The organism is Amycolatopsis sp. NPDC058340, from assembly GCF_042723975.1.
Lineage (GTDB): Bacteria > Actinomycetota > Actinomycetes > Mycobacteriales > Pseudonocardiaceae > Amycolatopsis.
In genome coordinates this window covers 11,826-31,837 of sequence record NZ_JBHXIB010000032.1, presented here as the reverse complement: position 1 = coordinate 31,837, position 20,012 = coordinate 11,826, and the positions used below count along the sequence as shown (strand labels likewise).

The window sequence follows — 20,012 nt, the reverse complement described above, 5'->3', positions numbered from 1 at the left end:
ATGGAATTCCAGGACGTCGTACGACGCCGTCGCATGGTCCGGAAGTTCACCGACGAGCCCGTCGCCGAGGCGAGCCTTCAGCGCATCCTGCGCAACGCGCTCAAAGGCCCCTCGGCCGGATTCTCACAGGGGCAAGGATTTCTCGTCCTCACCGGCGAAGAACTCGCGAAATTCTGGGAGTTCGGGGCGAGCTGGGCACCGGAAACCGTGACCACGGCCCCGGTCGCGATCGTGCCGCTTTCGGTCAAGAACGCGTACCTCGACCGCTATGCCAAGCCGGACAAGGGTTTCGCCGATCGAGACGATTCGTGGTGGCGCGTGCCGTACTGGGACGTCGACACCGGGATGGCGACGATGCTGATCCTCCAGACGGCCGTCGACGAAGGTCTCGGCGCGGTGTTCTTCGGTCTCGCGCCGGAAAGCGTGGAGCGGCTGCACGGCGAGTTCGGCGTGCCGGAGGATCACGACCCGATCGGCGTCGTGGCGCTCGGGCACGGCGCCGAATCCGGCCCGTCGCCGGGATCGTCACCGACCACGGTCGCCCGCCGCGACTTCGACGACGTCATCCGTTTCGGTCACTGGTGAGGCGGTGCAGCCTGAGCGCGAGCTGGAGTTCCAGCGCGCGCTCGGGCGCCTGCCAGTGCTCGCCCAGCAGTGACGCGATGCGGTCCAGCCGCTGCACGACCGTGTTGACGTGCACGTGGAGCAGGTCCTTCGCCCGCGTCAAGTTGCCGCCACAGGCGAAATACGCGCGGAGCGTGCCGATCAGATCCGTGCCGCGACGTTCGTCGTAGTCGAGCACCGGGCCGATCGTGGCGGTCACGTACGCGCCGAGATCGGCGTGCTCGCCGAGGAGCAGCCCGACGAAGCCCAGGTCGGCCATGCTCGCGCCTTCCCCCGCCCGGCCCAGCGCGAGCAGCGACGCGACACAACGTGCGGCTTCGGCGTGCGCCACGGCCAGCTCCCTCGGTGACGCCGCCGGACCCGCCGCGCCCACCGTCACCGGGCAGTCCATTGTGGACGCCAGTTCGGCGGCAACGGAACGCGCCAGCGCGCCGGGATCCGCGCCACGAACCAGAAGGACCACCTCGTCGGCGTGCACCCCGACCAGGTCCGCGTGCCGCGAAGCCGCCGCGGCCAGCCGTCGCCGGGAGACGTCGTCGGAATGCGCGATCAGTACCGCGTGCGATGTCGACAAATCGACTCCCAATCGGCGACCGCGCGCCAGCAGTGCGGCCGGATTGCGGCCGGGCGCGGTGAGCAGGTCCGACAGCAGCTCGCCGCGCACCTCGTCCTCGGCGCGCGCGACGGAACGCCGTTGCATCAGCAGCACCGCGGTGACCACGCCCGCCCGCTCGAACAGCCGCCGGTCGGCCTCGCCGAGCGACGGCCCGCCGCCGAGCACCAGACTGCCGAGGAATTCCTGCCCCGCCTGTACCGCACACAGCCAACCGTCCTCAGTGGACACCGCGCGCCCGCTCGCCCTGGACGCCGAAACCGCGGCACGCGAAAGTTTCAGCTCGCCGCCGGTCCGGGCGAGGACCGCGCCGTCCGCGTCGTAGACGGCGATGGCGCCGCCGAGCACGTCCGCGACCGCGGCGGCGACCTCGGCCAGATCGCCGCCGCGCAGCACGAGATCCATCAGCCGGTCGTGGGCGTCCTCGGCTCGGCGCATCGCGTCGTTGTGCGCGCTGATGGTCGCGTTCGCGGCGTTCAGCTCGGCGACCGCGCGGCGCGTCTCGTCGAGCAGATGCGCGTTGTCCAGCGCGATCGCCGCGTGGTCGGCCAGTGACGACAGCAGCGCGACCTCTTCGGGCGAGAACTCCCGTGTGGTCCGGTCCGAGGCGAACAGGACCCCGATGACCTTGCTGCCGATCGCCAGCGGCACCCCGAGGATCGCGGTCAGCCCCTCGTCGAGCACGCCGGTGTCGATCGACGAGGTGTGGCGGAACCGCTTGTCGTTGAAGTAATCCGCCGTCGCGTACGGCCGCGCGGTCTGGGCGACCAGCCCGCCGAGCCCCTCGCCCATCCCGAGCACGATGTCCTGGAACAGCGCGGAAACCGAACCGTCGGTGACCCGCACGTAGGTCTTGCCCTCGGTCTCGTCGTTGAGACTGAGATACGAGACGTCCACACCGAGCAGCGCCCGCGCCCGCCGCACGATCGACCGGAGGACGGCGTCCGGATCGTCCAGCCGCGCGAGGTCGCTGGCCGTGTCGAACAACGCGGCCAGCTCTGCCTCGCGCCGCCGGTGCTCGGCGACGGTGTCCCGGATCCGCAGCGCCAGCTCGGTGGCCTTCGGGTCGACGGGGACGTGCGCCAGCTGCTCGCTGCCCGCCCCGGAGGCGAGCAGTTCGAGCAGCCGGCGCAACTGCGCGGAACCGTCCACAGCGGTCATGCTGACACGTGACCGCGCTCCGTGAGAACTTCGGAGTGCAGGGATTCGCCCTTGGTCTCGCGGGCGGCGAGCAGCGCGATCACGGTCAGCGCGCACATCGCGACCACGTAGAGCGAGACCGGGACCGTGCTGCCGAACTCCTTGAACAGCGCCACCGCGATGAGCGGCGCCACCGCGCCTGCCGCGATCGAAGAAAGCTGACCGCCGACCGAAAGGCCGGTGTAGCGCACTCGCGTCGGGAACTGCTCGGAGAAGAACGCGGCCTGCGGGCCGTACATCGCGCCGTGCAGCACCAGGCCGATGGTCGCCGCGAGGATGATGACGGCGGAGTTCTTCGTGTCGAGCATCGCGAAGAACACGAAGCTCCACACCGCCATGCCGATCGCGCCGAACAGATAGACCGGGCGGCGGCCGATCCGGTCGGAAAGCTTGCCCCACAATGGAATCGTCACGAAGTGCACGGCCGAACCGATGAGCACCGCGTTGAGCCCGGCGGATTTCGGCAGGCTCAGCCCGGTGGTGACGTAGACGAGGATGAACGCGGTGATCACGTAGTACGAGACGTTCTCCGCCATGCGGGAACCGATCGTGATCAGCACCGCGCGCCAGCTCTTGCGGAACACCTCGACGACCGGCGCGTGCGTGGTCGTGTTGTTCTTCTGCGCCGCGAGGAACACCGGCGATTCACTGACCGCGAGCCGGATCCAGAGCCCGATCACCACGAGGACGCCGGAAAGCAGGAACGGGATCCGCCAGCCCCAGCCGAGGAAGGCCTCGTCGGACTGCGTCGCGGCGAGGATCGCCAAGACCGCCGTCGCCAGCAGGTTGCCGCCGGGAGCACCGCATTGCGGCCAGGACGCCCAGAAACCGCGCCGCTTGTCGTCGCCGTGTTCGGAGACGATCAGCACCGCGCCGCCCCATTCGCCGCCGAGCGCGAAACCCTGCACGAGCCGCAGCAGCGTCAGCAGGATCGGCGCCAGGACACCGACGGAGGCGTACGTCGGGAGGATGCCCATCGCGCAGGTCGAACCGCCCATCAGCAGCAGGCTCAGCACCAGCAGCTTCTTGCGGCCGACGCGGTCGCCGAAATGGCCGAACACCAGCCCGCCGACCGGCCGCGCGAGGAAGCCGACGGCGTAGGTGAGGAACGCGAGCAGCGTGCCGGTCAGCGGATCGTTGGAGGGGAAGAACAATTTGCCGAACACCAGCGCCGCGGCGGAGGTGTAGAGGAAGAAGTCGTACCACTCGATCGTCGTGCCGATCAGGCTGGCGCTGACGACCTTCGCGATCGAGCCGCGGTTCTGCGTGGTCACCGGGGATGTCCTTTCTTGGGGGTTCACGCGGCGGTCCAGCCGCCGTCGAGGGGGATCGAGGTACCGGTGACATGGGCGGCGTGGTCGCCGGACAGCCAGAGCACGCACGCGGCGACGTCCGCCGGTTCGATGAGCCGTTTGATCGCCGAACGCCGCAGCAGGACCTGCTCGATGACGGCGTCGCGTTCGAGCCCGTGTTCCTCGGCCTGCGCCTGGAGCTGGCCGGTGACCAGCGGCGTCCGGACGTAGCCCGGGTTGACGCAGTTGCTGGTCACGCCGTGCTCCGCGCCTTCGAGCGCGGTGACCTTGGAGAGCCCTTCGAGCGCGTGCTTCGCGGTGACGTACGCGGATTTGAACGGGCTCGCGCGGAGGCCGTGGACGCTGGACATGTTGATCACGCGCCCCCAGCCGCGTTCGTACATGCTCGGCAGCGCGCGGCGGATGAGCAGGAACGGCGCGGTGACCATCAGCGACTGGACGCGGGTGAACGTCTCCGGCGGGAACTCGTGGATCGGCGCGATGTGCTGGAAACCGGCGTTGTTGACGAGGATGTCGATCTCGGCCGGGAGGGTCTCGACGGCCTGGGCGTCGGTGAGGTCGACGACGTGCGCGATGCCGTCGACGCCGGCCGCCGCCTTCTCGACGGCGTCGTCGATGTCGACGAGGTGGACCTTGGCCCCGGCCTGCGACAACGCTTCGGCGCAGGCCAGGCCGATCCCGCCGGCCGCGCCCGTGACCAGCGCGGACTTACCCGCCAGATCGCTGTGATACGCACCACTCATGGCCGACGACGTTAGGTCGCCCGGCCCGCTTAAGCCATGTGGTCACGCACTACACCTGGGCGAGATCCCATGGGCGGTCACCACATGCTTTGGGCCTCGTGAGTGGCAAGGACGGTTAGAACCGTCCTTGCCACTCACGAGGCCAGAAGATCAGCCGGCGGCGTCGGAGATCGACTTCGCCTCACGAGCGCCCGCCTCGAACGCTTCGCACGAGAAGAGCAGCCAGGCGCGGACGCCGTCCGGAGTTCCGTCCGCGAACGACGAAGCCGCTTCGAGGTACTTCGGCACCCGCCGGAAGTACGCGACCTCCGGCACCGTCAACGCCTTCGGGTCCAGCCCGGTCGCCACCGCCGAAAGCCGCGCCGCCGCCCGCGCGACGACCCCGTCCGCGGAGCCGAAAGGCTTGAGCGCCAACAGTTCCCCGTGCACGACGGCGGTCAGCACCGGACCAGGCACCGACGTCGCGCCGGTGACCAGTTGCGCCAGCATCTCCAGCCGCGGCCCGACGTCGCCGGACGACCGCGGCCGCCCCAGCGCGTCGTGATCCGTCACCAGATCCGACGCGGCGAGAACGTGCAAGCGCGCCAACGCCTGCAACGGCGCACGCCGCCACGTCGGGAGGATGCCCTCCAGCGCTTCCGCGACCCGCAGCGCGCCCGCCAGCACCGGGTCGGTCACCTCACCGGATTCCGGCAGTTCGGGCGCGGCGCCCTCGATCCCGGCCGACGCCCGCGCCGACCGCACGGAGGCTTCGGCGGCCGTCGCCGCGCCGCCGCGCAGGTTGGCGGGCAGCCGGTGGACGGCGAACACCGCGTCCTGCGCCGATTTCGCGGCCTCGGCGACCCCTTCGAGATCCAGCAGCGGCTTCAGCGGATCCGTCACGCGTCCAGCACCTGGCCCACGCGCCGCACCACGGGCGCCTGCACCGACCACGGGAAGTTGATCCACCGGTCCGTGTGCTTCCAGACGTACTCGCATTTGACCTCGGAGCGCGGCTTCTCGTAGACCACCGCGCAGCGCACCTCGGCGACGTGGTCGGCGCAGAAGTCGCGGACCAGCTTCAGGGTCGCGCCGGTGTCCGCGACGTCGTCGGCGACGAGCACCTTCTTCTTCGTCAGGTCGACGACGTTCGGCACCGGCGGCAGCATCACCGGCAGGTCGAGCCGCTGGTCGACGCCGGTGTAGAACTCGACGTTCATCACGTGCAGGTTCTTGACGTCCAGCGCGTAGCCGAGCGCTCCCGCGACGAACAGCCCGCCGCGCGCGATCGACAGGATCAGGTCCGGCTCGAAGCCGTCGTCGGCGACGGCCTGCGCCAGATCCCTGCTGGCCGTCCCGAACAACTCCCAGGTGAGCTCTTCCCGCTCTTCGGCCATGGTGCCTCGCCTTCGTCGATCGTTCCCGCGAGCATAGGCAACGCCGTAGTGGCCTTCTCGAATGCTTCGAAACTGGCTATCCAGTAAGGCCATTGCCGGTCGTAACGTCATGATCGTGACCGACTGGAACGACCATGCGACCTTGACCGGCGAGCGCGTCCGCCTCGAACCCCTCACCCGCGACCACGCCAAGGGCCTGTTCGCGGCGGGCTCCGACCCGGCGATCTGGACGTGGCTCAGCCTCCGGCAGCCGCGGGATCTCGCCGCGGCCGAAGCCATGGTCGAAGACATCCTCGCCGACCCCGGCCGCCGCGCCTGGGCGCAGATCGACGCGCGCACCGGCGAGGTCGCGGGCACGACGTCGTTCTACGCGATGAACGCGCGCCACAGGATCGTTTCCGTCGGCTACACCTGGATCGGTTCCGAATGGCAGCGGACCGGACTCAACCGCGAGTCGAAACTCCTGTTGCTGCGCCACGCTTTCGACGACCTCGGCGCGAACCGCGTCTCGTGGGAGACCGACATCCGCAACCTCAAGTCGCAGAAGGCGATCGAACGTCTCGGCGCGCAACGGGAAGGAGTGCTGCGCGCGCATCGCGTCCGGCCGGACGGAACCATCCGCGACACCGTCGTCTACTCGCTGACCGGACCAGAATGGCCGGCGGTCCGCACCGCCTTGTCCTCAAGCGTGTGAATGCCGCGCGCAACCACGATGCAACCTTTTACTTCGCGTCGTAACGTCGATAGCGTGCCAACGGGCGTGAAGACACGCGAATCACAGGAGGCATCGCACCATGACCGAGCAGTCGCCGGCGCTGGACAATTTGCTCACGGAGAGCAGGACCTTCCCCCCGAGTGAGGCTTTCAGCGCGCAAGCGAATGCCACCGCCGACTTCTACGCCGAAGCCGACGCCGACCGGGAAGCGTTCTGGGCCAAGCAGGCCGAGCGCCTGCACTGGGAAACGAAGTGGTCGCAGGTACTGGACTGGACCAATGCGCCGTTCGCGAAGTGGTTCGTGGGCGGCAAGCTCAACGTCGCGTACAACTGCGTGGACCGCCATGTCGATTCGGGGCACGGCGACCAGGTCGCCATCCACTGGGTCGGCGAGCCCGGCGACAGCCGTGACATCACCTACGCACAGCTGAAGGACGAGGTTTCCCGCGCGGCCAACGCCCTCGAGTCCCTCGGCCTCGAGGCGGGCGACCGCGTCGCCATCCAGATGCCGATGGTGCCCGAAGCGATCGTCGCGATGCTCGCGTGTGCCCGCATCGGTGTCCTGCACAGTGTCGTCTTCGGTGGTTTTTCCCCGACAGCCCTGCGTTCTCGGGTGGACGACCAGGCGGCGCGGGTCGTCATCACCACCGACGGCCAGTACCGCCGCGGCAAGGCCGCCCCGATGAAGGCCAACGTCGACGAAGCGCTCGAAGGCGCCGAATCGGTCGAGAAGGTCATCGTCGTCCGCCGCACCGGCGAAGAGGTGCCGATCACCGAAGGCCGCGACATCTGGTGGCACGAACTGGTCGACGGCCAGTCCGCGGAGCACGCGCCGCAGGCGTTCGACTCCGAGCACCCGCTCTTCATCCTCTACACCTCCGGCACCACCGGGAAGCCGAAGGGCATCCTGCACACCTCCGGCGGTTACCTGACCCAGGCCGCGTACACGCACCACAACGTCTTCGACCACAAGGCCGGCGAAGACGTCTACTGGTGCACCGCCGACATCGGCTGGATCACCGGCCACACGTACATCGTGTACGGGCCGCTGGCGAACCGGACGACGCAGGTCGTCTACGAAGGCACGCCGAACACCCCGCACGAGGGCCGCCACTGGGAGATCGTGCAGCAGCACAAGGTCTCCATCTACTACACCGCGCCCACGCTGATCCGCACGTTCATGAAGTGGGGCAACGAGATCCCGCAGAAGTACGACCTCTCGTCGCTGCGCGTGCTCGGCAGTGTCGGCGAGCCGATCAACCCCGAGGCGTGGATCTGGTATCGCGAGAACGTCGGCGCGAACTCGGCGCCGATCGTCGACACCTGGTGGCAGACCGAAACCGGCGCGATCATGATCTCGCCGCTGCCGGGCGTCACCGCCACGAAGCCGGGCTCGGCGCAGAGGGCGCTGCCGGGCATCTCGGCGAAGGTCGTCGACGACCAGGGCGTCGAGGTCGGCAAGGGCGGCGGCGGATACCTGGTGCTCGACAAGCCGTGGCCGGGCATGCTGCGCGGCATCTGGGGCGACGAGCAGCGTTTCCGTGAGACCTACTGGTCCCGCTTCGCCGACCAGGGCTTCTACTTCGCCGGAGACGGCGCGAAGTACGACGCCGACGGCGACGTCTGGCTGCTTGGCCGGGTCGACGACGTGATGAACGTGTCCGGGCACCGCATCTCGACCACCGAGGTCGAGTCGGCGCTGGTCTCGCACCCGACGGTCGCCGAGGCCGCCGTCGTCGGCGCGACCGACCCGACCACCGGGCAGGGCATCGTCGCGTTCGTCATCCTGCGCGGCAACGCGGTCGACGGCGGGGACGCGGCCGTCCAGGAACTGCGCAACCACGTCGCCAAGGAGATCGGGCCGATCGCGAAGCCGCGGCAGATCCTGGTCGTGCAGGAGCTGCCGAAGACGCGGTCCGGCAAGATCATGCGCCGCCTGCTGCGCGACGTCGCCGAGAACCGCCAGGTCGGCGACGTGACCACGCTGGCCGACTCGTCGGTGATGGACCTGATCTCTTCGGGCCTGAAGTCCGGCAAGTCCGAGGAGTAATCCCACCTCAAGCGCCATGAACGGGCCGTTCCTCGCGAGGAACGGCCCGTTCATCGCATCCGACACGCCTACCACACCCCGGTTCGCTCTACTCGAACGCCTGTTCTAGGATGTGCCGGGTACCACCCCATACCCGGGCAAGGAGACGACACCGACGATGACCGTGGATGCCTTGACACGCACTGACGCCGTGTCCGAAGAAGCGGCTACCGAAGCGCCCGTCGACTCGACGCCGCAGGCGGAGACGGCCGAAGCCCCGGCCGAGGCGAAGACCGAGACTCCGGAAACCCCGGAGACCCCCACCGACGAAAACGCGGTGGAGTCCCCCAAGCCCAAGCGTGGCCGTCCGAAGGTCGCCACGACGGCGAAGAAGACCCGCACCGTCGAGCTGACCCTCACGGTCACCGGCACCGCCGACGGCGAGTGGCAGGCCGAGCTCAAGAACGGCAGCAAGTGGGTCACGAAGGGCCTGGAGATCCCGGCCGCCGCCGTGTCCCGCGCCGCCAAGGAGCTGCACGCGGACCTGTCGGGCCCGATCGACGAGGTCATCAACGCCGCCCGCGAGCTGCAGGCCGCGAAGGTGGCCCAGCTCGAAGCCGAGCTGGAGAAGGCGAAGCTGGCGCTGGCCGAGCTGGACGCCTGAGACTTTCCTCCCGACCGGGGCGGACGCTGGATATCAGTGTCCGCCCCGGTTTCTTCATTCCGCGATCGGCGGCCGCGAGGGCAGCGGCGTTTTGAACTCGACCCACTGACTGTCCACAATGGCCTCGACGCTGTGCGGGACGCCACGCGGATGGACGATCGTGCCGCCCGCTTCGAGTGTCACTTCCCGGCCGTCGAGGGTGCCGCGCAGCGAACCCGAAACCAGGTACACGATGCTGTCGTGATCGTGGCGGTGCACGGGAGAAGCGACGCCCGCCGGATAGTGGATCTCGTACGCCAGACCGCCTTCCGCCGTCGCGAGCGTGCGGAACCGGCCCTGTCCGCCGATCAGCGGCAGACCCTCCACAGTGGACATCGAAGTCCAGGTCATCGCACGGGATCCATGGCAGCCGCCTCCTCGCGGTCCGGGTCACGGGCGAGCACGACACCGATGATGGTCACCACCGCGGTCACGAGCAAGTAGCCCCCGATCGCCAGCCAGGTGTCGAAACCGGCCAGCAGCGCGGTGAACAGCAGCGGCGCGGGCGCCCCGCCGATCACGCCGGCGAGCGTGTACGCCAGCGAGCTGCCGGTGTAGCGCAGGCGCGGCGAGAACTGCTCGGTGACGAGCGCGGCCTGCGGGCCGTAGAGCGCGGCGTGGATGACCAGCGCGAGCACGATGCCGATCGCCAGCATCGCGAACGAGCCGCCGCTGACCATCGGGAAGAACACGAACGGCCAGATCCCGGCGGCGATCGTCGCGAACAGGTACATCCTGCGCCGGGAGACCCGGTCCGAAAGCGCGCCGAACAGCGGCATCAGGATCAGCTGGAACGCGGAACCGATCATCACCGCGGCCAGCCCGGCACCACGCGAAAGGCCGGTGTGCGTGGTGACGTAGGTGAGGACGAAGACGGTGAACAGCGCGTAGAGCACGTCCGGGCAGACACGGATCAGGACGGCCGCGACGAGCGCGCGGCGTTCGGTGCGGAAGACCTCGGAGATCGGCGCCGACGAGCGTTCGCCACGCTCCTGGATCTGCTTGAAGACCGGCGTCTCCTCCAGCTTGAGCCTGATCCAGAGACCGAATCCGACGAGCGCGCCGGACAGCAGGAACGCGATCCTCCAGCCCCAGCTGTTGAACTGGTCTTCGGTGAGCAGCGCGGCCAGCACGGCGAGGACACCGTTGGCGAGCAGGTTGCCCGCGGGCGGGCCGATCTGCGCGGCCGAGGCCCAGAAGCCCCGTTTGCCGGGATCGCCGAACTCACTCGACAGCAGGACGGCGCCACCCCATTCGCCGCCGATGCCGACACCCTGCGCGAACCGCAGCGCCACGAGCAGTACCGCCGCGAAACCGCCGATGGTCTCGTAGGTCGGCAGGACACCGATGAGGAACGTCGCCACGCCCGTGAGCACGAGCGTCATGACCAGGATGCGCTTGCGGCCGAGCACGTCGCCGAGGCGGCCGAAGAGGAACCCGCCGAGCGGCCGCGCGAGGTAGCCGACGGCGTAGGTGGAGAACGCCGCCATCGTGCTCGCGAGCTGGTCTTCGGAGGGGAAGAAGAGATGCCCGAAGATCGTCGCGGCCGCCACCGAGTAGGCCGCGAAGTCGTACCACTCGAGCGCTGTCCCCGAGAGGCTGGCCGCGAAGGCCTTGTGCAACGAACGCCGGTCACCGGCTGGTGAGGTCATGTCCACATCCGTCCGTAGGAGGTCCGCAACCCCGCCGGGAGGGGTTGAATTGCGGATATACTCCTTGTATACAAGCTGTATGCGCAACCCCCAATCTCGGAGGACAGATGCCTGAGCTGCGTTTCACCCTTCCCGACGGCCAGGAGCGGCGGACCGAGGTCCACACGCTGCTGAACGCCGGATACGCCGGTCGCAGCCAGGAGGACGTCGCCGCCCACGTGGCCGAACTGGCCGAACTCGGCGTCCCCGCGCCTTCGGTGATCCCGGCGCTCTACCCGGTCGCGCCGTACCTGGCGAGCCAGACCGACGAGGTCCCGGTGCAGCACGAGCGGACCTCCGGCGAGGCGGAATGGGCCATCGTCATCACCGGCCCCGAGCCCGAGGACGTCCTCCTGACCGCCGCCTGCGACCACACCGACCGCGCGCTCGAAGCGCACGGCGTCGCGTGGAGCAAGAACGCCGGCCCCGACGTCCTCGCCGCCAAGGCTTGGCGGCTCGTCGACGTGCAGGACCGGCTCGACGACCTCACGCTTTCCGCCTGGGCCGGGGAAACCCTGATTCAGCAAGGGAAACTCGCGGAACTGCTGCCGCCGTCGTACTGGCTGGACGTGCTGCGCGAGCGTGACCTCTACGCCCCGGGCACCGTGCTGATCTCCGGCACCATCCCGATGGTGCACGGCGTCGACCAGTTCGCCGGCTCCTGGCGCGTGGAACTGGGTGACCCGGCGACCGGCGAGACGATCGAACTCGCCTATTCGGTGCGGCGGCTGCCCGAACCGATCGGCTGAAGCAGCTCGTTTAGGAAGGCGCGGTATTCGCCCTTCATCGGCAACTCGCGGTCGACGCGAACGCGGCGGCGGGTCGCGGAGACCTCGACCTCTCGTACCGGGTCGAAACCGGTGCGCTCGTAGGACTCCCAGTACAGCCCGACGCCGCGGCGCTGCCAGGCGGGGACTTCGGCGAAATTGACGCCGTGCGCGAAGAGCAGTTCGTTCTTCTCGGAGACGCCAGCGCCTTCGAGAGCCGCTCCGGCCTCACTCGCCGATTTCCCCGCCTTGCGCAGGATCCAGTAGCACCAGCCGTTGAGCGCACAGCGGGCCGCGTCCGCCTGACGCCAGGAGAGGTGGTCGACGACGTCGTCCGTCGTCGTGCCGAGCCAGACCCGGCCGTCGAAGTGCGCAGGCACCCCGGCCGCGTGGGTGAACGCGGCCGACGCGACCCCGGCGGAGATCGACACGAGCTTCTCCACGCCCCGGCCGAACAGGTCGGCGGCGGGCGGGAGCACAAGGGAGATCTCGTCGCTTTCCGTGTAGACGTAAGGCGAAGCGAACTCCGCCATCAACGCGCTCGCCGCCTCGGCCATGCAGTCGGCGAACCGGGGATCGAACGGTTTCTCGAAGCGTGCTTCGGTGAACTTGGAGAAACCCCGGCCGTCGACGCGGAGCACCGTCCACGCCCCCGGCGGCACGGTCAGCCCGTGGAACCACTCGCGTTCCCGTTGCCGCGCCTCGAAATCACTCGCGTCCATGGTTCACCCCCGCTCCACGACGAAACCGCCTTCGCCGTCGAAACCGACGGTGTACAGCTCGTCGAAACCATCTTCGGCGCTCGGGCGCCGTAGCCGCTTGAGAGTCGCATACAGACCGACGTCGGGCACCCGGGTTTTGGCGCTCCGCCGCGCGTTGCGCTCTTGGGAGCCTTCGAGATCCGGCGGGAACCAGTACCCGGAGACACGCGCGCCGTGCCGTCTCGCGACCTCGATCAGCGGCGTCCACTCCTCCGGCGACGGGTTGGTGTTGTCCACGACCACCGAACGGCCTTCTTCGAGCGCCTCGGTGAGCATCCGCAGCTGGCGTTCTTGCCGTCGCTTGGCGTTCGGGAAGTGGTCCTTGCTGAGGTGGACGTGCGTTCCCGCGAACGTCCGCCGGAAGAACGTCGACTTCCCGGACGCCTGCAACCCGATCAGGATCACCACCTCGGCCATGTCCGGCAATCTATCCGACGACTTAGGTAAGGCAATAATGAATAAGGATTGCCTCAATTGACCGAAACGCTTTCCGCTCGCATCGCGCCGTTTTCCGTGTTTCACTGAAACGGTGACCGAGACGGTATCGACCGGACATCCCCACGAACCGCACGCGGATCTGGGCGGCAAACTGAACTGGTTGCGCGCCGGGGTACTCGGCGCGAACGACGGGATCGTGTCGGTGGCGGGCATCGTGGTCGGTGTCGCGGGCGCGACCACCGACTCCACCACGATCGCCACCGCGGGAATCGCGGGGCTCGTCGCGGGCGCGCTTTCGATGGCGGGCGGCGAATACGTCTCCGTGAGCACGCAGCGCGACACCGAACGCGCACAGTTGCGGCTGGAAAAGCGTGAACTGAAAGAGATGCCGGAAGCCGAAGAACGGGAACTCGCGGAGATCTACGAGGACAAAGGCCTTTCGCCGGAACTCGCCGCCGAGGTCGCCCGCGAATTGACCGCGAAGGACGCGCTGCAGGCGCACGCCGAGGCCGAACTCGGCATCGATCCGGACAATCTGACCAGTCCGTGGCAGGCGGCGTGGGCCTCGCTGGTGGCGTTCACCGTCGGCGCTTTGCTGCCGTTGCTGTCGATCGTGTGGACGTCGACCTCGGCGCGCGTCTGGGCGTGCGCGGCGGCCGTGGTGGTCGGGCTGGCGCTGACCGGGTTCATCAGCGCGAAACTCGGCGACGCCCGGGCCGGCCGCGCGATCGCGCGGAACGTCGGCGTCGGCGCGCTGACGATGCTGGTGACCTACTACGTCGGCGTGCTGTTCGGCACCACCGTCGGCTAGGTGCCGTTTCTCGTGATCAGAGGGACGGCACCCGTGATTCAACGGACGCCACGCGTGTCGTCCGTCTGATCACGCGTGTCGTCCGCCTGATCACGCGTGTCGTCCGTCTGGTCACGCGAAGCGTCGGATCATGAACCACGTCGAATGCGGCGAAAGGGCCCTTCACCGCTTCCTATGCGGTGAAGGGCCCTTTCAGCACCTCCGAGGGTCGCTCGTCAGCGCGGGAAGAAGAACGTCAGTGAACGCCCTTCATCAGCTTGCGGATCATCGGCGTCGCCACCAGGAGCGCCACGCCGACCACGATGGCCACACCGCCGACGATGCTGAAGTACGGCGCTTCGTCTTCGACCGTGTAGTACTCGGCGAGCTTCCCGGACATCGCCGTACCGAGCGAGATCGACAGGAAGTTCAGCGCCACCATCTGCGTCCGGAACGCCTCCGGCGCGAGCTTGGTCGACAGCGAGAGGCCGACCGGCGAGAGCATCAGTTCCGCCATGGTGAACACGAACAGGATGCCTGCCAGCGCGAGCAGCGGGCTCGCGTTCTTGCCGCTGCCGACCATCGGGAGGAACAGCAGGAACGCCACGCCCATGGTGACCGTGCCGAGCACGAACTTGATCGGCGAGGACGGCTGCCGCGAGCCGAGTTTCGTCCAGATCGCGGCGATCACCGGCGCGAACAGGATGATGAACACCGGGTTGATCGAGTTGACCCACGCGACCGGCATCTCCCAGCCGAAGATCGTCCGGTTCAGCCGCTCGTCGGTGTAGGCCGCGACCACGGTGAACTGCTGCTGGTACAGCGAGAAGAACGCGGCGCTCGCGATGAACATCGGGATGAACGAGTACACCCGGCTGCGTTCGTCGGAGGTGATCTTCTTGCTGCCGAGGATCACCACGAAGTAGATCACCGAGATGACCGCGACGGCCCAGACGACGACGTCGACGAGGTTGGCCGGGTTGATCACGCCGAACACCACGAGCAGCACGATCGCCGCGACACCCACCGCGGTGCCGCCGAAGACCAGCGGCCGCTGCGACGCGGGCAGCGGGTTGGGGACCTCGCTCGCCTTCTCGCCGAGGTTCTTCCGGCCGATCGTGTACTGGATCAGGCCGAGCGCCATCCCGAAGGCGGCGAGCCCGAAGCCGACGTGGAAGCCGATCTCGCTCTGCGCGAGCCCGGTGAGCAGCGGCCCGACGAAACCGCCGATGTTCACGCCCATGTAGAAGATGGTGAAACCGCCGTCGCGGCGTTCGTCACCCGGCGCGTACAGCGTCCCGACGATGGCCGTGGCGTTGGACTTCAGCCCGCCACTGCCGACGGCCACGCAGACGAGACCGACGCCGATACCCGCCAGCCCCGGCAGCACGGCGAGGCTGATGTGCCCGATCATGATCAGGATCGCGCTGTAGAACAGCGTCCGTTCGGAGCCGAGCACGCGGTCCGCGACCCAGGCGCCGATCACCGCCGACAGGTAGACCATGCCGCCGTACGCGCCGACGATGCCGAGCGCGGAGGCCTTCGGCAGCGCGAGGCCGCCCTGACTGACTTCGTAGTAGAGGTAGATGGGGAGGATTCCGAGCATCCCGTAGTACGAGAAACGCTCCCACATCTCGACGCCGAAGAGGTTCGCCAGCCCTCGTGGGTGCCCGAAGAACCTCGTGTCTTGCTGGACCTCGGTAGAGGTACTCACCATGCCGTCCTTATCGAAGACATCGTTGTCGGTTTTCAGTTGACATGCTAGAAGCCCACCATGTGGACGGGACACCGACGTCCGCATGGATCTTGTGGTCACCGTCATGAACGCGAGATTTCCGCAGCTCCAGGCGTTAAAATAAGGTCAAGGTGCGCCGGGAAGCCTGGTCGGCAACAGTATTCGTCGTTGCCGAAACCGGAGGTCGCCTTGTCCGGCTCGAACCGCCCCGCGAAAGCCGTCGTCGCCGAGTTCGCCCGGTATCTCCGCACGGAGACCACCGGCGGGATAATCCTGCTCGGCGCCACCGCGATCGCCCTTCTGTGGGCGAATTCGCCCATCGACGACATTTACCGCGCCATCCGCGATTTCCGGCTCGGCCCCGAATTCCTGCATCTGAATCTGACGATCGGCGACTGGGCGAAAGACGGCCTGCTCGCGTTGTTCTTCTTCGTCGCCGGGCTCGAACTCAAACGCGAACTCGTGGTCGGGGAACTCTCCCGGTTCAAACAGGCGATCCTGCCGGTGGTCGCCGCGGTCGGCGGCATGATCGTGCCCGCGCTGGTCGCGCTGTCCATCGGCTGGGGCGCGCCGGGGATCGAACGCGCGTGGGCCATCCCGGTCGCCACGGACATCGCGTTCGCCTTGGGTGTGCTCGCCCTGACCGCGTCGAACCTGCCGAGCAGCGCCAGGGTCTTCCTGCTCTCGCTCGCGGTGGTCGACGACCTCGGCGCGATCCTGCTCATCGCCATCCTGTTCACCGCGAAGTTCGACCTCGTCGCCGCGGGCGTCGCCGTCGTCGCTCTCGCGCTGTACGCGTACCTCCAGCACCGCCGCGTCCGCAGCGCTTGGATCTACGTGCCGCTGGCCTTGATCACCTGGGTCGCGGTGCATTCGGCGGGTATCCACGCCACCATCGCCGGCGTCGCGCTCGGCCTGCTCACCCGCGTCCGCGCCGACGAGGGCGAGGAGCACGCGCCCGCGATCCGGCTCGAACACCGGTTGCAGCCGTGGTCGGCCGCGGTCGCGGTGCCGGTGTTCGCGCTGTTCGCGGCGGGGATCAAGGTGGACGGCGAATCGCTCGGCGCGGTGTTCACCACGGCGTTGCCGCTGGCCGTGCTGATCGGCCTGGTCGGCGGGAAGCTGATCGGGATCTTCGGCGCCAGCCTGCTCGCGGTGAAGTTCAAGCTCGCCGAGAAACCGCGGGGCATGGGCTGGCGGGACATCGGCGCGCTGTCGATGCTCGGCGGCGTCGGGTTCACCGTGAGCCTGCTGATCGCCGATCTCGCGCTCGACGGGGAAGCCGTCGAACTGGCGAAGGCGGCGGTGCTGATCGCCTCGGCCATCGCCTCGCTTTCGGCCGCCGCGATGCTGCTGCACCGCAGCCGTGTGCACGCGCGCGAAGATTGAGAATGCGACACTCGCCGGTCCGCCGCGCCCGTGATCGGGGCACGTGGCACGATGACCGGTGTGAGCAGCCCCAAGCACGAACGTACCGGCCCCGACGGCGTGGGGGCCGTGCCCTACCTCCCCCTGTCGAGCGATGACGACGTGGTAGCGAGCGAGCAGTCCCTCGGGAAACTCGTCGGCGATGCCACACAGCATGTCTCGACGCTGATCCGCGCCGAGGTCGAGCTGGCCAAATCCGAGGTCGTCGCGGAGGCGAAGAAGGGCCTCAAGGGCGCCATCTTCTTCCTGGTCGCGCTGGTCGTCGGGCTGTACAGCTCGTTCTTCTTCTTTTTCTTCCTCGGCGAGCTGCTGTCGGAGTGGCTGATGCGCTGGGCGGCGTTCGCGATCGTGTTCGGGCTGATGCTCGCCACGACGGCGGTCGCGGGCTTCCTCGGCTACCGCAAGGTGAAGAAGATCAAGGCGCCCGAGCGCACGATCAACAGCTTCAAGGACACCGCCGCCGCGTTCAAGCCGCGTCATGACGACGCGCCCGCGGACCGCGGCTGACGATCTTCGAGTCGGTGCAGGCGACACCGGATCCGTCGATCGTCCGGATCGACGGCCCGTGGACCCATCGTGACGTCTCGGCGAACGGCATCCGGCTGCATGTCGCCGAACTCGGCGACGGGCCACTGGTCGTGCTGCTGCACGGGTTCGCCGAGTTCTGGTGGACCTGGCACCACCAGCTGACCGCGCTCGCCGGCGCCGGTTTCCGCGCGGTCGCGGTGGATCTGCGCGGCTACGGCGACTCCGACAAACCCCCGCGCGGCTACGACGCGTGGACCCTCGCCGGCGACGTCGGCGGCCTGATCAAGTCGCTCGGCGCGCGCAAGGCCCATCTCGTCGGACATGCCTGGGGCGGCATGCTCGCGTGGACGGTCGGCGCGCTGCACCCGCGGCTGGTCTCCTCGGTCAGCGTGCTGGGCGGCGCGCATCCGCTGGCGTTGCGGCGGGCCGCCCGGCGGCCGGGACAGCTGCGGGCTTCGGGACATCTGTTCCGCTTCCAGGTGCCGATGGCGCCGGAAAAATGGCTGGTCAAGGACGACGCGCTCGCCGTCGAGGAGCTGTTCCGCGCCTGGTCCGGTCCACAGTGGACGGAGACGGCCGAGTTCGCCGAGACCGTGCGGGCGTTCCGGCAGGCGATGCTCGTACCGGGAGTGCCGCACAGCGCGCTCGAGTACTACCGATGGGCGTTCCGCGCGCAGTTCCGCGGCGAAGGACGCCGGTTCAGCGAAGCGTTGCGAGGCCGCTTCGCTCCCCGCGTGCTGCAACTGCACGGCGAAGAGGACCGGTGCGTGCTGCCCGACACCGCGGCGGCGTCCCGTCGCTGGGCCCCCGACGCCCGTCTCGAACGCTGGCCCGGCATCGGGCACTTCCCGCATCTTGAGGCCCCGGACCGCACGTCGGCCGAGCTGCTGGACTTCTTCCGTATCTTGGAAGCATGACCGAGCGCAAACCGACGGGCGTGTCGTTCGAGTCCTGGGTGGACAGGCAGGTCAGCGCCGCCGAGGCGAAGGGCGAGTTCGACGACCTTCCCGGCGCGGGGAAACCGCTGCCGAAGACCGACGGCAAGGACACCGCGCTGGCCTGGGTGGTGAACAAGGTCCGCACCGAGGGGCACGACGTTTCGGCGCTGCTGCCGCCTTCGCTGGCGATCGCGAAGGAGCTCGACGACCTGCCGGACACTCTGGCGAAGGTGCGCCGGGAGGCGCGGGTGCGGGAGATCGTCGAGGACCTGAACGAACGGATCCGCGCCGAGCACCGGCGCCCGGCGGGCGGACCGGTGCTGCGGGCACGGCCGCTGGACGTGGAAGAGACGGTCGCTTCGTGGCGCGAAGGCCTCTCGTCCTCGTGAGTGGCAGGGACGGTTCTAACCGTCCTTGCCACTCACGAGGCTAGTTGGCGCAGGGCCCGGTCGACGTGTTCGCGCTCAGCGCCGGAGCCGTCTCCACCACCGGCCGCACCTGCTCCGAAGTCAGCGTGAAGCCGGTCTCCGGGTCCTCGACGGCCGCGCCGAACACGACCCCGATGACCTCGCCGTCGGGGTTGATCATCGGCCCGCCCGAGTTCCCGCTGCGGACCTGCCCGCGCACGGTGAACACGTCACGCTGCACGGTGTTGGACTCGTAGATGTCCGGTCCGCGCAGGTTGATCCGCCCGCGCACTCTGGCCGGCGTCGCCGTGTACGGGCCGTCGAGCGGGTAGCCGAGCACGATCGCGTTGTCGCCGGCCCGCGCCACCCGCGGCGTGAACGGGAGCACCGGCGCCTGCAGCCGAGGCACCGCGAGCACGGCCACGTCGGCCTCGGGATCGAAGTAGACGACCCTGGCCGGGAACTTGCCCGAGGTCGACTCGATGGCGACCTCGTCGGTGCCCGCGACCACGTGCGCGTTCGTCATCACCCGCTGCGGCGCGACGACGAATCCGCTGCCCTCCAGCGCCCGCGAGCACGAGGTCGCGTTGCCCCGGATCTTCACCACACTGCGGTGCACCTGTTTGACGATCGCGCTCGCCTGCAGCGCGGTGTCCGGCGGGCTGGTGTCCTCGACGTTCGGCTTCTGGAACGGGTCCACAATGGACGGGAAGCCGGAGGCGTCCAGCAGTTTGCGCAGTTCGCTCGGGAAGCCTTGCGCCGCTTCGGGCATGACGTCGTTGACGCCGCCGAGCACGACCGAGCTGTTGATCGACTTCGCCAGCCCCGGCACGCCCGAGACGGCGGTGAGCGGGGTCGCGATCAGCCACGCGACCACGAACACCACGGCGGCCTGCACCACCGCGCCCAGCGTCTTGTCGACGCCGGAAAGCTTGTCCGGGTTGATCTTCTGCCTCAGCTTGCGGCCTGCCCAGACACCGAGTGTCTCGCCGAGCGCGACCAGGAACACCACGGTCGCCACCGCGAAGGCGACCTTCGCCGCCGGATGCTGGAAGAGTTCCACGATCAGCGGCGCGATCTTGATCCCCGCGAGCGCGCCGAGCACCACCCCGACCAGCGAGGGGAGGGCGATGATCACCCCCTGGAACGCGCCGGACACGCCCGCCAGCAGCGCGAGCAGGATCACCAGTATGTCGACCCAGTTCACCGGCGC

21 protein-coding genes are annotated in these 20,012 nt (G+C 68.7%); 10 read left to right on the top strand and 11 right to left on the bottom strand.

The features are described from left to right. A complete protein-coding gene (locus tag ACFWIW_RS28455) occupies positions 1-585 on the top strand; it encodes a nitroreductase family protein (protein WP_378371303.1) in 585 nt (194 codons plus the stop codon). Here the strand turns inward: ACFWIW_RS28455 and ACFWIW_RS28450 are convergent. From ACFWIW_RS28450 to ACFWIW_RS28430, 5 genes are all read right to left on the bottom strand, one after another. Then, positions 563-2,398, bottom strand: a complete 1,836-nt coding sequence (locus ACFWIW_RS28450; RefSeq protein WP_378371302.1) for a helix-turn-helix domain-containing protein — start codon at positions 2,396-2,398, stop codon at positions 563-565. The two genes, ACFWIW_RS28455 and ACFWIW_RS28450, sit on opposite strands and share 23 nt — an antisense overlap. Beyond that, positions 2,395-3,711: an MFS transporter gene (locus tag ACFWIW_RS28445; protein WP_378371301.1), complete on the bottom strand. Its 1,317-nt coding sequence runs from the start codon at positions 3,709-3,711 to the stop codon at positions 2,395-2,397. Before ACFWIW_RS28445 ends, ACFWIW_RS28450 begins: the two co-directional genes overlap by 4 nt. Positions 3,712-3,734: 23 nt before the next feature. After that, complete coding sequence (locus tag ACFWIW_RS28440; protein WP_378371300.1) at positions 3,735-4,493, bottom strand: 3-hydroxybutyrate dehydrogenase; 759 nt, start codon at positions 4,491-4,493, stop codon at positions 3,735-3,737. 150 nt (positions 4,494-4,643) lie between these two features. Continuing rightward, on the bottom strand, positions 4,644-5,375 hold the full coding sequence (locus tag ACFWIW_RS28435; protein WP_378371299.1) for an oxidoreductase: 732 nt from the start codon (positions 5,373-5,375) through the stop codon (positions 4,644-4,646). After that, positions 5,372-5,869 (bottom strand): phosphoribosyltransferase, encoded by a 498-nt coding sequence (locus ACFWIW_RS28430; RefSeq protein ID WP_072029625.1) that lies wholly within the window; start codon positions 5,867-5,869, stop codon positions 5,372-5,374. Before ACFWIW_RS28430 ends, ACFWIW_RS28435 begins: the two co-directional genes overlap by 4 nt. A gap of 115 nt (positions 5,870-5,984) precedes the next feature. On the opposite strand from ACFWIW_RS28430, the gene ACFWIW_RS28425 reads away from it, so the two are divergent. The 3 genes from ACFWIW_RS28425 to ACFWIW_RS28415 all read left to right on the top strand — a co-directional run bounded on the left by ACFWIW_RS28425 (position 5,985) and on the right by ACFWIW_RS28415 (position 9,277). Continuing rightward, positions 5,985-6,563: a GNAT family N-acetyltransferase gene (locus tag ACFWIW_RS28425; protein WP_378371298.1), complete on the top strand. Its 579-nt coding sequence runs from the start codon at positions 5,985-5,987 to the stop codon at positions 6,561-6,563. 100 nt (positions 6,564-6,663) lie between these two features. After that, positions 6,664-8,634, top strand: a complete 1,971-nt coding sequence (gene acs / locus ACFWIW_RS28420; protein WP_378371297.1) for an acetate--CoA ligase — start codon at positions 6,664-6,666, stop codon at positions 8,632-8,634. A gap of 157 nt (positions 8,635-8,791) precedes the next feature. Beyond that, positions 8,792-9,277, top strand: a complete 486-nt coding sequence (locus ACFWIW_RS28415) for a DUF6319 family protein (RefSeq protein ID WP_034314760.1) — start codon at positions 8,792-8,794, stop codon at positions 9,275-9,277. A 54-nt stretch (positions 9,278-9,331) separates the two neighbouring features. Here the strand turns inward: ACFWIW_RS28415 and ACFWIW_RS28410 are convergent, their stop codons facing one another. Together ACFWIW_RS28410 and ACFWIW_RS28405 are read right to left on the bottom strand one after the other, a co-directional pair. Next, positions 9,332-9,667, bottom strand: coding sequence for a cupin domain-containing protein (locus tag ACFWIW_RS28410; protein ID WP_378371296.1), 336 nt, complete (start codon positions 9,665-9,667; stop codon positions 9,332-9,334). Then, complete coding sequence (locus ACFWIW_RS28405) at positions 9,664-10,968, bottom strand: MFS transporter (RefSeq protein ID WP_378371295.1); 1,305 nt, start codon at positions 10,966-10,968, stop codon at positions 9,664-9,666. The genes ACFWIW_RS28410 and ACFWIW_RS28405 overlap by 4 nt, the downstream gene beginning before the upstream one ends. A 107-nt stretch (positions 10,969-11,075) precedes the next feature. Between ACFWIW_RS28405 and ACFWIW_RS28400 the strand changes: the two genes are divergently transcribed. Next, positions 11,076-11,756, top strand: a complete 681-nt coding sequence (locus tag ACFWIW_RS28400) for a DUF2848 domain-containing protein (RefSeq protein WP_378371294.1) — start codon at positions 11,076-11,078, stop codon at positions 11,754-11,756. Here ACFWIW_RS28400 and ACFWIW_RS28395 read toward each other — a convergent pair. Both ACFWIW_RS28395 and ACFWIW_RS28390 read right to left on the bottom strand, forming a co-directional pair. Then, positions 11,720-12,496 carry a tRNA(His) guanylyltransferase Thg1 family protein gene (locus ACFWIW_RS28395; RefSeq protein WP_378371293.1) on the bottom strand — a complete coding sequence of 259 codons (777 nt, stop codon included), beginning with the start codon at positions 12,494-12,496 and terminating at the stop codon, positions 11,720-11,722. The genes ACFWIW_RS28400 and ACFWIW_RS28395 overlap by 37 nt on opposite strands. A 3-nt stretch (positions 12,497-12,499) precedes the next feature. Continuing rightward, positions 12,500-12,952, bottom strand: coding sequence for an AAA family ATPase (locus ACFWIW_RS28390; RefSeq protein ID WP_378371292.1), 453 nt, complete (start codon positions 12,950-12,952; stop codon positions 12,500-12,502). Between the two features lie 112 nt (positions 12,953-13,064). Between ACFWIW_RS28390 and ACFWIW_RS28385 the strand changes: the two genes are divergently transcribed. Next, complete coding sequence (locus tag ACFWIW_RS28385) at positions 13,065-13,784, top strand: VIT family protein (protein WP_378371291.1); 720 nt, start codon at positions 13,065-13,067, stop codon at positions 13,782-13,784. A gap of 235 nt (positions 13,785-14,019) precedes the next feature. Here the strand turns inward: ACFWIW_RS28385 and ACFWIW_RS28380 are convergent, their stop codons facing one another. Further along, positions 14,020-15,480, bottom strand: a complete 1,461-nt coding sequence (locus ACFWIW_RS28380) for a peptide MFS transporter (protein ID WP_378371290.1) — start codon at positions 15,478-15,480, stop codon at positions 14,020-14,022. Positions 15,481-15,687: 207 nt separating this feature from the next. On the opposite strand from ACFWIW_RS28380, the gene nhaA reads away from it, so the two are divergent. From nhaA to ACFWIW_RS28360, 4 genes are read left to right on the top strand one after another with little or no spacing between them, the layout of a single operon-like run. Beyond that, complete coding sequence (nhaA, locus tag ACFWIW_RS28375; protein WP_378371348.1) at positions 15,688-16,887, top strand: Na+/H+ antiporter NhaA; 1,200 nt, start codon at positions 15,688-15,690, stop codon at positions 16,885-16,887. A 51-nt stretch (positions 16,888-16,938) separates the two neighbouring features. Continuing rightward, entirely contained in the window at positions 16,939-17,433 is a 495-nt protein-coding gene (locus tag ACFWIW_RS28370) for a phage holin family protein (RefSeq protein WP_125733162.1), read from the top strand. A gap of 14 nt (positions 17,434-17,447) precedes the next feature. Next, positions 17,448-18,371, top strand: a complete 924-nt coding sequence (locus ACFWIW_RS28365; RefSeq protein WP_378371289.1) for an alpha/beta fold hydrolase — start codon at positions 17,448-17,450, stop codon at positions 18,369-18,371. Beyond that, complete coding sequence (locus tag ACFWIW_RS28360; RefSeq protein WP_378371288.1) at positions 18,368-18,781, top strand: DUF1992 domain-containing protein; 414 nt, start codon at positions 18,368-18,370, stop codon at positions 18,779-18,781. The genes ACFWIW_RS28365 and ACFWIW_RS28360 overlap by 4 nt, the downstream gene beginning before the upstream one ends. A 40-nt stretch (positions 18,782-18,821) precedes the next feature. Here the strand turns inward: ACFWIW_RS28360 and ACFWIW_RS28355 are convergent, their stop codons facing one another. Continuing rightward, complete coding sequence (locus ACFWIW_RS28355) at positions 18,822-20,006, bottom strand: MarP family serine protease (protein ID WP_378371287.1); 1,185 nt, start codon at positions 20,004-20,006, stop codon at positions 18,822-18,824. Between the last annotated feature and the right edge of the window lie 6 nt (positions 20,007-20,012).